Raw genomic sequence first — 13917 nt, 5'->3', positions numbered from 1 at the left:
TTATTGTTATTTCTGCGGTTCAGATCGGGTAATGCCGCGGTCCATGCTGCAAGGTGACCCAGCGCAACTGGGTGAAATGCTCGATGGACGCCTTGCCGCCAAAGCTGCCGTAGCCGCTGGACTTGACCCCGCCGAAAGGCATTTGCGCTTCGTCGTGCACGGTCGGGCCATTGATATGGCAGATACCCGACTCGACCCGTTGGGCCAGCGCCAGCGCACGCCCGGTATCGCGGCTGAAGATCGCCGCCGACAACCCGAACTCGGAGTCGTTGGCCAGACGCAGCAGCGCTTCATCGCCCTCCCCGCGCAACAACACCGCCACCGGGCCGAAGGACTCTTCGCGATACAGACGCATTGTGTCGTTGACGCCGTCGAGCAGGGTTGGCTGCAAAATGCTGCCGTCCAGCTGTCCGCCGACCACCAGCCGCGCGCCCTTGGCCAGGGCATCGTCGATCAACCCCTTGATGCGCGTTCCGGAACTGGCATCCACCAGCGAACCGAGCACCGAATCCGCCAGCGCCGGATCACCGGCGCGCAGGGTCGAAACCTTGGCCGCCAGCTTGGCGACAAAGGCGTCGGCGACCTTGGTATCGACGATCAGCCGTTCGGTGGACATGCAGATCTGTCCCTGATTGAAGTAAGCACCGAAGGCAGCCGCCTCGACCGCCGCGTCCAGGTCGGCATCATCGAGCACCAGCAACGGCGCCTTGCCACCCAGCTCCAGCAAGGCCGGCTTGAGGTGGCGCGCCGAGAGCTCGCCGACAATCCGCCCGACATGGGTCGAGCCGGTGAAGTTGACCCGCCGCACCGCCGGGTTGGCGATCAGTCGCTCGACAATCGCCGCGGCATCCGCCGGGGCATTGCTGATGACATTGACCACGCCATCGCCCAACCCGGCATCCTGCAAGACCTGGCCGATCAGGCGGTGCACCGCCGGGCTCAGCTCCGAAGCCTTGAGCACCACGGTATTGCCGCACGCCAGCGGCATGGCGATGGCGCGGGTGGCGAGAATCACCGGGGCATTCCACGGGGCGATCCCCAGCACCACACCGCAGGGTTGGCGCAGGGCCATGGCAAAACTGCCCGGCACATCCGAGGGGATGACTTCGCCATTGATCTGGGTGGTCATCGACGCCGCTTCTCGCAGCATGTTGGCCGCCAGCCGCACGTTGAAGCCGTACCAGTTGGCCATGGCCCCGGTTTCGCCAGCCGCCGCGATGAACTCGGCACTGCGCGCCTGCAACTGCTCGGCGGCCTTGAGCAAACGGCTGCGGCGTTCATTGGGCGCCAGGGCGGCCCAGGCGGGAAACGCTGCCTGGGCCGCAGCCACCGCGGCATCGGCATCTTCCAGGGTGGCGGCGGCCACCCGCGATACCACTTCACCGGTCACCGGGTTGCGGCGTTCGAAGGTCCGACCGTCGCGGGCAGGCAGCGACTGGCCGCCAATCAGCAGGGGCACGTCCAGCATGGTGATTCCTCTTTATTGTCTTTATCGGGAATGCATTGGAGCGATACAGCGCGCCGGGGCGAACAGGCACCCGGCGATCAGTCTCAGCGCTTGTAGGCCTGCAGACCGGGCTTGATGCTCTTGTCGTCGAGGAACTGCTTCATGCCCTGCTCGCGGCCACCTTCGGTGTCGAGCAGGCGCGACTGGTCAAGCTTGGCGTACAGGTAGTCCTCGTTCTGCTCCCAGGTCAGCTCGCGGCAGCGCTTGAAGCCATGCTTGGCCGCACGCAGCACCACCGGGTTTTTCTCCAGCAGGTTGCGCGCCAGATCCACGGTGACTTCACGCAGTTGCGCCAGGGGTACGCTTTCGTTGACCAGGCCCATCTCGGCGGCTTTCTGCCCACCGAAGGTCTTGCCGGTCATGATGTAGTACAGCGACTGACGATGGCCCACGGTGTCGGCCATGGCCTTGCTCACCAGGTTGCCCGGCGGGATGCCCCAGTTGATTTCCGAGAGGCCGAAGGTCGCTTCATCGGCGCAGATCGCCAGGTCACAGGCCACCAGCGGGCTGAAGCCGCCACCGAAACACCAGCCGTTGACCATGGCGATGGTCGGCTTGGTGTACATGCGCAGCAGTTTCCATTGCCATTGCGAGGCTTCGCGGCGGATTTTTTCCTGGAGGATCTCCGGGCCCGCGTCCACTTCGCGGAAGTATTCCTTGAGGTCCATGCCCGCGGTCCAGGCTTCGCCGGCACCGGTCAGCACCAACACGCCGGCCGCCGGATCCTGCTCCAGGGTTTCCAGCACATCGATCATTTCCCGGTTGAGTGTCGGGCTCATGGCGTTGCGTTTTTCCGGGCGATTGAGAATGACCCAGGCGATGCCTTCTTCGATCTCGACCTTGACGGTTGTCCAGCGACCTTCGTAGTTGCTCATGGCGTTGCTCTCTTGTTCTTGGCTTGAAGATGACTGGAAATTAAAGGACCGATATAGTTATGTCAATTAACTATTAATCGAATTAATCATTTTTTTATCCACCCTAAAATATCCTCCTACCCCATCGCCCTGAACGACGGGCATAGCTATCAGCGGCCAACCCCGGCAAACTAGATACGCTTGTTAACCTCCACTTCTTCAGGATTCACCCGCAATGGCCAAGCCTTCTCCCCTCGCCGACCAGAGCGAGTCCCCGTCCGCCACCGCCGAGCTGCAGGCACCACTGGATTCGGCACTGGATGACCTGATCGGCTACGCGATGCGGCGCGCCCAACTCAAACTGTTCCAGAACCTGATCGGTCGCCTGTCAGCCCACGACCTGCGCCCCGCGCAGTTCTCGGCCCTGGCAATCATCGACCAGAATCCGGGGCTGATGCAGGCCGACCTGGCCCGGGCCCTGGCCATCGAGCCGCCGCAGGTGGTGCCGCTGCTCAATAAACTGGAAAGCCGCGCGCTGGCAGTGCGGGTGCGCTGCAAGCCGGACAAACGCTCTTACGGAATCTTCCTGAGCAAGACCGGCGAAACCTTGCTCAAGGAGCTCAAGCAGATCGCTGCGCAAAGCGATTTCGACTCCACTTCATCGCTAAGCGGCGAAGAGCGCGAGGAGTTGCTGCGCTTGCTGAAGAAGGTTTATCAGGACTGAACGCGAAACGCCGGCACACCCCCGAGGGGTGGCCGGCAAGGAACATCGAGCAACCGGGCACTACCAGATTGGCAAGGTGTAGAGCACCTGGAACCGGGTCTGGTTTTCATCACGAAACGCCGTACCGCTCGGGAAGTCATTGCGATAGATCGCCTTGCGCGCCAACAGCCCGACGTTTTTCAGCGGGCCGCTCTGAATCACGTAACCCAACTCCATCTGGAACTCGCGCTCCTTGCGGTCATCGGCATTGAAGGCGGCCAACTCGATATTGTCGCCGCGCACGTAACGCAACCTTCCCTTCAAACCGGGCACCCCGGACGCCACGAAGTCGTAGTCATAGATAGCTTGCCAGGTGCGCTCCTTGGCGTTGAGAAAATCCGAAGCCATGGTCTGTTCGCTCATGCCCATCAACTCCGTGCCGGAGATGTAGGGCGTCGCGGTGTCGCCGCTCGAATGCATGTAGCCGAGGCTCACCCGGTGCCCGCCGAAGCGGTAGCCGAACAATGCCGAGAGGTTGCGGTTGTCCACCTCACCCGCTTTGGCGGCGCCATCCTCACGGCTGAAAAAACTGCGCAAGTCACTGGTGAACACACCGTCGCCAAGCGGCAGGTTGTGCAGCAGCGCCAGGGTGTCCTGTTGGTACAGCTCGGCCACCTCGGCATGATAGGCGCGCAGACTGAGTTCTTTGTTGACCTGATAGTCGCCCCCCACGTACGCCAGATGCGAGGTGGTGGCGGCGCCATTGAATCGCCGGTTTGGCGTGGCGATGCTCATGGCCTGATAGTCCGTGGAATCGCGCTTGTTTATGCGATCGATGTAACCGGTGTTGAGGGTCAGGCCATCGATATCTTTGGAGCTGAGGGTCGTGCCGCGAAAGGTCTGTGGCAACAGTCGCGATGGGCTGGCGAAAGCGAACGGCAGGAAAATCGAGACATCGCCGCTCTTCACCGTGGATTGGGCAAATCTTAGTTTGGCCGTCGGGGCGAGCCGTGAATATTCATCCGCCGCGCGCTTATCGCTGGCCGACACCGGCAACAACTCGGTGCCGCTGCGATGCGGCGCAGAGTCGAGCTTGACCCCCAGCAACCCGCGAACGTCCAGACCGAAACCCACAACTCCTTCGGTAAACCCCGATTCCATGCCCATGATGAAACCCTGAGCCCATTCCCGCGCGGCAGTCTTGGCGCCGCCGTCCTGGTATTCACGGTCAATGTAGTAATTGCGCAGGGTCAAGTTTGCGTGACTGTCCTCGATAAACCCCTCGGCCCGCAGCTGAGAGGGCAGAACGCTGACGCCTAGCAGTGCCACGACCCACCCTGGATGGATACTGGAGACGCAGGAGAGCGACGCTACGGAACCGGTGTTCATGGGGCGTTTTGGCATGTTCGATGTCCACTTTTTATTGTTGTTCGTGGGTGCCGGATCCGCACGGGACTGCCGGCTTCACGACCAGAGAATGGAAACAGCCAAGGGTCGCCGTCAATCGCAAATGACCGATAATCGAACATTAATATTATTATCTATTTTCACATATTCATCTTTATGCATTCATAACAATCTGTTTTTAAACACTTTATTTGTAGTTTTTTACAATTTTCAGGACATCATTCTTTTTTTAGTTATCTTTGTTATCTTAATCGCCAGCGGTCACCGACGGCGCGCCCAACGCACGGAGGGCTCGACTGCATAACAAAAACAACAACGAGGTTCACCCATGGACAGTCCATCGCGTCGCTCGACGCTGACAATCGCTTTGTGCTTTATCGTTGCGCTGATCGAGGGGTTCGATCTGCAGGCTGCCGGCACCGCTGCCGCAGGATTGCGCCAGAGTTTTGCCCTGGACCCGAAGATGATGGGCTGGGTGTTCAGCGCCGGGATCATCGGCCTGCTGCCGGGTGCGTTTTTTGGCGGCTGGGTGGCCGATCGTATCGGCCGCAAGAAAATCCTCGTCGGCGCCGTGCTGCTGTTCGGTGTCTTCTCGCTCTGCACCGCCTATGTCGAGAGCTATTCCAGCCTGCTGCTGGTGCGCTTCATGACCGGCCTGGGCCTGGGTGCCGCCCTGCCCAACCTGATTGCCCTGTGTGCCGAGGCCGTAAGCGAGCGCCATCGCGGCACCGCCATCAGCGTCATGTACTGCGGCGTGCCCCTGGGCGGCGCGCTGGCGGCAGTGGTGGCGATGTTTTCCAGTGAACACTGGCAAACCACCTTTATCATCGGCGGTCTGACGCCCTTGCTGGTGGTGCCGCTGATGGCCCTGCTGCTGCCCGAATCCACTGCGTTCCGCCAGCAACACGTCACGACCGCCAGCCCACGGTCGTCCACCGCCCAGGCGCTGTTCGGCGAAGGACGCGCACGCTGCACGCTGGCCTTGTGGTTGAGCTACTTCTTCACCCTGACCGTGATGTACATGCTGCTCAACTGGCTGCCCTCGCTGTTGCTGGAACAGGGTTTCACCAAGCCCCAGGCAGGCATGGTGCAAATGCTGTTCAACATCGGCGGCGCCATTGGTTCGCTGCTCGGCGGGGTGATGCTGGACCGCTGCAACGGCCTGAAAGTGGTCCTGTTCGTGTACGCCGGGGTGTTGGCGGCGCTGGCCGGGGTCGGCCTGTCAGTGGGTATCGTGCCGATGGCAATCGCCGGGTTTGCCGTCGGGCTGTTCGTCATGGCCGCACAGCTGGTGCTGTACGCCCTGGCGCCCCCTTCCTACCCGACGTCGGTGCGCGCCACCGGTGTCGGCGCGGCCGTGGCCATCGGCCGGCTCGGCTCAGTGGCAGGTCCCCTGGCCGCCGGCCAGATCCTCGCCGCCGGTGCCGGCACCACTGGCGTGCTGCTGGCAACGTCACCAGGGCTGGTGATCGCCGCACTGTCGATCCTGACCGTGATCGCCCGCAACGGAGCGACCACCGAGTCTCAACCGCAAGCTGCAAACTGAGTCCCGCTACCTGGGTTTGATGAGTGAAAATGCCCGGCAATGTGCCCAATGCTGCTCAGTTAAGCGAATGTGGTCCTCTGTAGGAGCGAGCTTGCTCGCGATGGTCGTTAACGATTGCGCGTATTTACTGGGTAAACGCGGCGCTCTTGAGTCCATCGTCGGAACGCCGCCCGGAGCAAGCTCGCTCCTACAATTTCCTTAACTGAACAGCATTGCGGCAATGTGCCGGGCATTTTTTATGAGCACCAGACCCGCTTCAATCAGTCGGAGTACCCCATAGCCCCAAACCCACGCTGCAGATCCTCGATCATCCCCCCGAATCAATCTTTGTAATCCCCCATAGAACCGGTCGCTAGCGCCTGCACCGACCGGGTACTGGTGCGCTTTGCCACGCTCCGAACTGATATGTTTATTTTCATCATTGTTGCATATTGATTTTTATTGTGTCATTTATAGCCTCGCCGATCACAGGACTGATCCACCACGCCAACCCGGATGGCAGGCACCCGTTTCCCCCAAATGCCCTCCAGGGAGTCAACAATATGAACAAGACAGAACTTCTAGGTGCTCTGGCGCTGTGCGCTTTCAGCTTCCTGGCACATGCCGACGAAGACAGCCTGCGTATCGGTATCGAAGCCGCCTACCCGCCCTTCTCCTTCAAGACACCAGAGGGCAACGTCAGCGGGTTCGATTACGACATCGGCAATGCCTTGTGCGAAGAAATGCAGGTCAAATGCGAGTGGGTCATTCAGGAGTTCGACGGCATGATCCCGTCGCTCAAAGTGCGCAAGATCGATGCCGTGCTGTCGTCGATGTCAATCACCGAAGACCGGATGAAGTCCGTGGACTTCAGCAAAAAGTACTACCACACGCCAGGCAAGTTCGCGATGAAGGCCGGCAACGTGATCAATGACCCTTTGGTGGACCTCAAGGGCAAGAAAGTCGGCGTGCAACGCTCCTCGACCTACGATCGTTTTGCCACCGAGCAACTGGAAAAAGCCGGCGTCGTCGTGGTGCGCTACGGCTCACAGAATGAAGCCTTCCTCGATCTCGCCTCGGGTCGTCTGGACGCCACCCTCGCCGACATCGTCAACACCGATGAGAGCTTCATCAAGACACCCGCCGGCCAGGGCTTCGCATTGACCGGGCCCGACATCAACGACCCGAAGTATTTTGGCCGGGGCGCCGGGATCGCCGTGCGCAAAGGCGACAGTGCCAACGTTGCGCGCCTGAGTGCCGCGATTGACGCCATTCGCGCCAATGGCAAGTACGGGCAAGTGATGGCCAGGTACTTCGCGTTCGATATCTACGGCGAGTAAGCCCTATCCCTGCCCCCCTGACCCAAGACCCGACGCCGGCCCATTGCAGGCGTCTCCCGGGGCTTGTCTTGCGCGCCTCGCGGCGCTCGCTTGAGGAACTTCATCATGCTTCACGGCTACGGATCGAGCATTCTCGATGGCGCCTGGCTGACCATAAACCTGGCCTTGACCTCCATGTCCCTGGCGATTGCCCTGGGCCTGGTCGGCGCGGCCTTTCGCTTGTCGCCGCTCAAATGGCTGGCCATGCTCGGGGAAAGCTACACCACCCTGATTCGCGGTATTCCAGACCTGGTGCTGATCCTGCTGATCTTCTACGGCGGCCAGGATCTGGTGAACCGCATTGCCCTGGCGCTCGGTTACACCCGCTATATCGACATCAACCCATTTATCGCCGGCGTCTGCACCATGGGCTTCATTTTTGGCGCCTACCTCTCGGAAACCTTTCGTGGCGCCTTCATGGCGATTCCCAAAGGACAGGCCGAGGCCGGCGTGGCCTATGGCATGGGCGGTGCACAGGTGTTCTGGCGAATTCTGGTACCGCAGATGATTCGTTTCGCCATTCCCGGGTTCACCAACAATTGGTTGGTGCTGACCAAATCCACCGCGCTGATCTCGGTGATCGGCTTGCAGGACATGATGTTCAAAGCCAAGAACGCAGCGGATGCCACACACGAGCCATTCACGTTTTTCCTCGCGGTGGCAGCGCTGTACCTGATGCTCACCAGCCTGTCCTTGCTGGTGCTGCGCTATCTGGAAAAACACTACTCGGCCGGCATCAAAGCCGCCGAATTGTGAGGGGAGCCGCCCATGATTCTCGACTACAACCTGATCTGGGAAAACCTGCCGCTGTATTTCAATGGCGCCTTGTTGACCCTCAAAGTCCTGCTCATTTCCCTGGCCCTGGGTCTGGTATTGGCGATGCCACTGGCGCTGATGCGGGTGTCGCGATCGCCACTGATCAACTTCCCGGCCTGGCTCTATACCTACGTGATTCGCGGCACGCCGATGCTGGTGCAATTGTTCCTGATCTATTACGGCCTGGCGCAGTTCGAAGCGGTGCGCCAAAGCGTGCTCTGGCCTTACCTCTCCAGCGCCACCTTTTGCGCCTGCCTGGCCTTCGCGATCAACACCAGTGCCTATAGCGCAGAGCTGCTGGCCGGCAGTCTGAAATCCACCAACCATGGCGAGATCGAAGCCGCCAGGGCCATGGGTATGTCACGCCTGACCCTGTATCGCCGCATTCTCATGCCGTCGGCCTTGCGCCGGGCATTGCCGCAGTACAGCAACGAAGTGCTGATGATGCTGCAAACCACCAGCCTGGCCTCCATCGTCACCCTCGTCGACATCACCGGGGCCGCACGCACTGTCAGCTCGCGGTTCTATCTGCCATTCGAGGCGTTTATCACCGCCGGCCTCATCTACCTCGCCCTGACCTTCATTCTGGTGCGCCTGTTCAAGCTGGCCGAGCGCCGCTGGCTGGCGTATCTGGCACCGCGCAAGCACTAAGGAGCTGACATGGAGCACATTCAATACCTGTTGCCGTGGAGTGCCTCGGGCACCGAACGAACGCTGTCGCTGTTTCGTTTTGGCGGCGGAGCACGCAAAGCGTACATCCAGGCGTCATTGCATGCCGACGAGTTGCCGGGGATGCGCGTCGCCGTCGAGCTCAAGCGCCGTCTTCTGGAACTGGAAACCCAAGGCCGCCTGACCGGGGTGATCGAGTTGGTGCCCATGGCCAATCCGATCGGTATCGCCCAGATGTTCCAGGCCACCCATCAGGGGCGCTTCGAGTTCTCCAGCGGCAAGAACTTCAATCGCGACTTCCCGGAGTTGGTCGATGCCGTTGCACCGCTGCTGGAAGGCCGATTGGGCGTCGATGCCGACGCCAACATCGCACTCATCCGCCGCGCCATGGGCGATGCCCTCGCCGCCATGCCGGCACCGACCTCGGAACTCGACGGCCTGCGCCGCCTGTTGCTGCAGCATGCCTGTGACGCCGATGTGGTGCTGGACCTGCACTGCGATTTCGAATCGATCATGTTGTTGTATGCGATGCCGCAAATCTGGCCACGCTTGCAGTCACTGGCTGCCCGCCTCGGCGCCGGGGTCACGTTATTGGCCGAAGATGCCGGCGGCAGTGCCTTCGACGAAGCCTGCGCCATTGCATGGCTACGCCTGGCCGAGCTGTTTCCCGAAGCCGATATTCCCCTGGCGTGCGCGGCCACCACCATTGAATTGCGTGGCATGGCAGACACCGGGCGCGAGCAATGCCTCGACAGTGCACAAGCCATTCTCGGGTATCTCGCCGAACAAGGCCTGATCAGCGGTGACTGGCCAGCGGCACCGCCGAGCCATTGCCAGGCCATGCCATTCGCCGGCGCGCAGTACGCCTGTGCGCCCCATCCGGGTGTGGTGAGTTTTCTGCAACCGCTGGGCGCGCAGGTCAAGGTCGGCGATCCGCTATTCGAGGTCATCGACCCGCTGACCGACCGCCATAGCGTAGTAAGCGCCAGCACCGACGGCATTCTCTATGCCCGCGAACGACTGCGCTTTGCCCAGCCTGGATTGTGGCTGGCCAAGGTTGCAGGCGTCACCCCCATTCGCCAGGGTCGCTTGCTCAGCGACTGATTCCAGAGAGTTCAAACCATGTACAAACTTGAAGTTCAGGACCTGCATAAAAGCTACGGCGCGCACCAGGTGCTCAAGGGCGTGTCCCTGCAGGCACAGGCCGGTGACGTGATCAGCATCATCGGCTCCAGCGGCTCTGGCAAAAGTACGTTCCTGCGCTGCATCAACCTGCTGGAGCAACCCAATGCGGGCAATATCGTGCTCAATGGCGAACCGCTCAAGCTGGTGGCCAACAAGTCTGGCGGGTTGAAGGCGGCCGAACCCAGGCAGTTGCAACGCATGCGTTCACAGCTATCGATGGTGTTTCAACACTTCAACCTCTGGTCACACATGAGCGCTCTGGAAAACGTCATGGAAGCGCCGGTGCATGTACTGGGCCTGGGCAAGAAAGAGGCACGGGAAAAGGCCGAGCACTACCTGAACAAAGTCGGTGTGGCGCACCGCATGAACGCCTGGCCGGCGCATATGTCCGGTGGCGAGCAGCAGCGTGTGGCCATTGCCCGCGCACTGGCGATGGAACCGCAAGTGATGCTGTTCGATGAGCCGACGTCGGCCCTCGACCCCGAACTGGTCGGCGAAGTGCTTAGAGTCATGCAGGATCTGGCGCAGGAAGGCCGCACCATGGTGGTGGTGACTCACGAAATGGGCTTTGCCCGCGAGGTTTCGAACCAGCTGGTGTTCCTGCACAAGGGCGTTGTCGAAGAGCGCGGCGACCCGCGTGAGGTGCTGGTCAACCCGCAGTCCGAACGCCTCCAGCAGTTTCTGGCCGGGAGCCTGAAGTAAGACCGCCGCCCACCCATCCACTGCTCGGCGCTGCCCTGACAAGGTTGGCTTCAGATACACTCCAGCCAACTTGTCAGGGCATCAGGCACAGCCCTTCTCTCACTTTCAGGAAACGTTGAGCTGGATATGCCCACCCCATCGAAAGACACCACTGTCTATGCCGCGCCGGTCATGCGCAAACTCACGGAAATCGTTTCCGAACTGCCGCCGTCTCTGCGCAAGGTGGCGGATTTCATCCTGCGTCACCCGCTCAAGGCCGCGACGCTGACCATCGAAGAGATGGCTCACGAAACATTGACCTCACCCGCCGCCGTCAACCGTCTGGCCAAAGCGCTGGACCTCGGTGGCTACAGCGGCATGAAGGCCGAGCTGGTCGCAACGTTGCAGCAGATGGTGTCGCCGGTCGACAAGCTGCGCAACGAACTTGCCCATCGCCCGGGCGGCGCGTTTGGCCTGCATGAGCAACTCCAGAGCGCCAGCAGCAACCTGGCCACCGCGGCGAGCAACAATCACGCCGACACCTTTGAAGCGTTCGTCACTCGCCTGACCACGGCACGCAAAATCTACATCCTGGGCTTTGGCAACAGTGTTTACTTCGCCGGTCTCGCCGCCTCGACCCTGATGCCCTTTTGTGCAGACGCCACGGCCATCAGCATGGAGGGCGGCAACGAAAACGCCGCTTACCGTCTGGCCGCAATCACCGATCAGGACGTGCTGCTGGCGATCGCCCTGCCGCGCTACTCCCTCGACACCCTGCAACTGGCACGCTTCGCCAATGAACGCGGCGCATCGGTGCTGGCAATTACCGACTCACCTGCCTCGCCGCTCACTGGCATTGCCCAGCACACGCTGTTTGCGCCTTGCGATCACCCGGTGCTGACCAGTTCCAACATCGCCGTACTGGCCCTGATCGAAGGCTTGGTCGCCGGCGTGATGGCGCGCAATAAAGAAGCGGTCAAACTGGCAACCGAACTGACTGAAAGCGTGATGTCGTACCTGCACATCCCTGCCAGCGGTAAACCAGCGAAAAAGTGATTGCGTTGCGGTTTTTCCTGCGAGGGATCAACGCAACTTCAGCGGATCGACCATCTGCGATGGCCATGCCCACCAGGTCCGGCAACGTGTTGGCCTGCATGCGTTTCATAACGCGCGCGCACGTCCAGCAGCACGCAGGCATCGAGGAACGCGACGAGCGCGATACCGACATCGGTTACGTCGTGCAAAGCGGCCCGCTGAAAAACGTCGGGGGGAAATGGCGCAACGCGACGGTGCGTTCGAGCAACTTTGGCAGCGATCTGGATGAAAACCGTTTGATCGTCAGCTACACCTTACCAATCTGGTAGGCGTTCCGCTCTGCGTCACTATTGCCCGGTACACAGGGTTTATAGCTGAAGGCTGCCTTGCGCAGCTTTCAACTTTTCTCACTGACGCCTTCATAGGAGTCGGCTAACCGCGACGCGGCTCAAGGAGTGCGAAGCGCCTTTAGATGCCTATGCCAAACAGGTTGTCGAGGCTCATGATGAAAACCACTGACAAGTCGGGCGGTGCTTCAACGGCTGCGCCAATCCAGAAGGCGTCAACCGGCAGTGCCTGGCGCACCATGCCTGGCGGCATCTGGGCGCTAGGCTTCGTCTCGATGCTGATGGACATCTCCTCAGAGATGATCCATGCATTGTTGCCGCTCTATATGGTGACAGTACTGGGTACCTCCGTCTTGGCAGTGGGTCTCATCGAAGGAATAGCCGAGGCTACGGCCTCGATCACCAAGGTATTCTCCGGGGCACTCAGTGATCGATTGGGCAAGCGCAAACTGCTTGCGGCGCTGGGTTATGGGTTGGGGGCGCTGTCCAAACCGATCTTTCCTTTGGCAGGCTCGCTGGACTGGCTGACCGGGGCGCGCTTTATCGACCGCATTGGCAAAGGGATTCGCGGTGCCCCGCGTGATGCATTAGTGGCCGACATCACGCCACCTGCGATACGGGGGGCGGCTTTCGGCCTGCGTCAGACTCTGGATACCGTTGGTGCATTCCTGGGACCGTTGCTGGCGATTGGTTTGATGTGGCTGACCGCGAACCACTTCAAGACTGTGTTCTGGGTCGCCGTCATCCCGGCCTTCCTCGCCGTCGCGGTGCTGCTTTTGTTCGTTCATGAGCCCAGACAGGTGCAAGGGACGCAACGGGTGCGTACGCCCTTGAGCCCGCGGGAATTGGCCCGACTGGGCGCCGGCTACTGGTGGGTGGTGGGTGTCGCTGCGGTGTTCACCCTGGCGCGCTTCAGCGAAGCCTTTCTGATCCTGCGCGGCCAGGCCGTTGGGCTGGCGCCGATGTGGGCGCCAGCGGTACTTGTCCTCATGGGGGTGGCGTACTCGCTGTCAGCCTATCCCGCCGGGGCATTGTCCGATCGTGTCAGCCGCGTGACGGTGCTCGGCGCAGGCCTGATATTTCTGATTGCTGCCGATCTGACGCTGGCGTTCGCGCCGGGCATCGCCGGCCTGGTCGTCGGCGTCGTTCTGTGGGGGCTGCACATGGGGTTTACCCAAGGGACATTCGCCGCCCTGATCGCCGATTGCGCGCCGGCTGAACTGCGAGGAACGGCATTTGGCATGTTCAATCTGCTGACTGGATTGGCCTTGCTGTTGGCCAGTGTCATCGCGGGGGCGCTGTGGGATACGGTTGGCTACCAGGCTACCTTCCTGATGGGAGGCGGCTTTGCTGTTCTGACTTTTCTGGGGTTGTGGGTGATCCAGGCGAAAGCTCAGGTTCGGTAGCAACGCCCAGTCACTACCGACAGGACGGCAAGTCCGTCTGCCTCTGATTGATTGCAGCCCCTCACTACCTCATCACCCACCGTGAGAGCCAAATCTTTTCTTCTGGGTAAAGTCGAAGTAACGAGCAGCTCAGTGACAGCACCGGACAAGGCAATTACAATTTGATTAACATCTAGCGACTTGAGCGATTGAATACCCCATGGAAAGCAAGACTGCGCGCCTCACTGTGCTCATTGATCCCGTCAAGAAAAAAGCTTTCGAGGAACTCTGTGCAGCACAAGACCTGACGCCCTCGCAGGTTGTCCGTCAACTGATTCGTGACTACCTGGACACTCACGGTGCCAGCTATTCGACCAAGAGTAAGCATGCCGCCAGTACCAAGTCATAACCTGACACGGGCAGC

13 protein-coding genes and 2 pseudogenes are annotated in these 13917 nt (G+C 60.7%); 11 read left to right on the top strand and 4 right to left on the bottom strand.

Annotated features, from left to right (window positions below; genetic code table 11):
- Positions 1–19 precede the first annotated feature (19 nt).
- Both AC3IT6_RS12000 and AC3IT6_RS11995 read right to left on the bottom strand, forming a co-directional pair.
- Positions 20–1468: an aldehyde dehydrogenase gene (locus tag AC3IT6_RS12000; protein ID WP_489355728.1), complete on the bottom strand. Its 1449-nt coding sequence runs from the start codon at positions 1466–1468 to the stop codon at positions 20–22.
- Positions 1469–1551: 83 nt separating this feature from the next.
- Complete coding sequence (locus AC3IT6_RS11995; RefSeq protein ID WP_046038330.1) at positions 1552–2382, bottom strand: p-hydroxycinnamoyl CoA hydratase/lyase; 831 nt, start codon at positions 2380–2382, stop codon at positions 1552–1554.
- 214 nt (positions 2383–2596) lie between these two features.
- On the opposite strand from AC3IT6_RS11995, the gene AC3IT6_RS11990 reads away from it, so the two are divergent.
- Complete coding sequence (locus AC3IT6_RS11990) at positions 2597–3085, top strand: MarR family winged helix-turn-helix transcriptional regulator (RefSeq protein WP_223448012.1); 489 nt, start codon at positions 2597–2599, stop codon at positions 3083–3085.
- A gap of 60 nt (positions 3086–3145) precedes the next feature.
- On the opposite strand, the gene AC3IT6_RS11985 is transcribed toward AC3IT6_RS11990, so the two are convergent.
- Positions 3146–4453 (bottom strand): OprD family porin, encoded by a 1308-nt coding sequence (locus tag AC3IT6_RS11985; protein ID WP_489356535.1) that lies wholly within the window; start codon positions 4451–4453, stop codon positions 3146–3148.
- 346 nt (positions 4454–4799) lie between these two features.
- Here AC3IT6_RS11985 and mhpT point away from each other — a divergent pair, with 346 nt between their 5' ends.
- The 7 genes from mhpT (at position 4800) to AC3IT6_RS11950 (ending at position 11782) form a co-directional block, all read left to right on the top strand.
- The gene (gene mhpT / locus AC3IT6_RS11980) at positions 4800–6017 is read left to right on the top strand and encodes a 3-(3-hydroxy-phenyl)propionate transporter MhpT (protein WP_489355725.1); all 1218 of its coding nucleotides are present in this window, start codon (positions 4800–4802) and stop codon (positions 6015–6017) included.
- Between the two features lie 542 nt (positions 6018–6559).
- Positions 6560–7336, top strand: a complete 777-nt coding sequence (locus AC3IT6_RS11975; RefSeq protein ID WP_489355723.1) for an ABC transporter substrate-binding protein — start codon at positions 6560–6562, stop codon at positions 7334–7336.
- 105 nt (positions 7337–7441) lie between these two features.
- Positions 7442–8131: an ABC transporter permease gene (locus AC3IT6_RS11970; RefSeq protein ID WP_489355721.1), complete on the top strand. Its 690-nt coding sequence runs from the start codon at positions 7442–7444 to the stop codon at positions 8129–8131.
- A gap of 12 nt (positions 8132–8143) precedes the next feature.
- The gene (locus AC3IT6_RS11965; RefSeq protein ID WP_458371213.1) at positions 8144–8842 is read left to right on the top strand and encodes an ABC transporter permease; all 699 of its coding nucleotides are present in this window, start codon (positions 8144–8146) and stop codon (positions 8840–8842) included.
- Between the two features lie 9 nt (positions 8843–8851).
- A complete protein-coding gene (locus AC3IT6_RS11960) occupies positions 8852–9964 on the top strand; it encodes a succinylglutamate desuccinylase/aspartoacylase family protein (protein ID WP_489355718.1) in 1113 nt (370 codons plus the stop codon).
- An 18-nt stretch (positions 9965–9982) separates the two neighbouring features.
- Complete coding sequence (locus tag AC3IT6_RS11955) at positions 9983–10747, top strand: ABC transporter ATP-binding protein (RefSeq protein WP_489355716.1); 765 nt, start codon at positions 9983–9985, stop codon at positions 10745–10747.
- A gap of 126 nt (positions 10748–10873) precedes the next feature.
- Positions 10874–11782 carry a MurR/RpiR family transcriptional regulator gene (locus AC3IT6_RS11950; protein ID WP_223448018.1) on the top strand — a complete coding sequence of 303 codons (909 nt, stop codon included), beginning with the start codon at positions 10874–10876 and terminating at the stop codon, positions 11780–11782.
- A gap of 49 nt (positions 11783–11831) precedes the next feature.
- Here the strand turns inward: AC3IT6_RS11950 and AC3IT6_RS11945 are convergent.
- Positions 11832–11900, bottom strand: a pseudogene (locus AC3IT6_RS11945) (DNA-binding response regulator); the annotation flags it as partial.
- A 37-nt stretch (positions 11901–11937) separates the two neighbouring features.
- Here AC3IT6_RS11945 and AC3IT6_RS11940 point away from each other — a divergent pair.
- The 3 genes and pseudogenes from AC3IT6_RS11940 to AC3IT6_RS11930 all read left to right on the top strand — a co-directional run.
- Positions 11938–12090 (top strand): annotated as a pseudogene (locus AC3IT6_RS11940) (OprD family outer membrane porin); the annotation flags it as partial.
- A 176-nt stretch (positions 12091–12266) separates the two neighbouring features.
- Entirely contained in the window at positions 12267–13514 is a 1248-nt protein-coding gene (locus AC3IT6_RS11935; protein ID WP_489356533.1) for an MFS transporter, read from the top strand.
- Positions 13515–13713: 199 nt separating this feature from the next.
- The gene (locus AC3IT6_RS11930; protein WP_150725560.1) at positions 13714–13902 is read left to right on the top strand and encodes a ribbon-helix-helix protein, CopG family; all 189 of its coding nucleotides are present in this window, start codon (positions 13714–13716) and stop codon (positions 13900–13902) included.
- Positions 13903–13917 lie beyond the last annotated feature (15 nt).

It is taken from the genome of Pseudomonas sp. KH_017 (assembly GCF_057840285.1).
The sequence above is the reverse complement of the archived record's forward strand: the minus strand, read 5'-3'. Positions and strand labels throughout refer to the sequence as shown.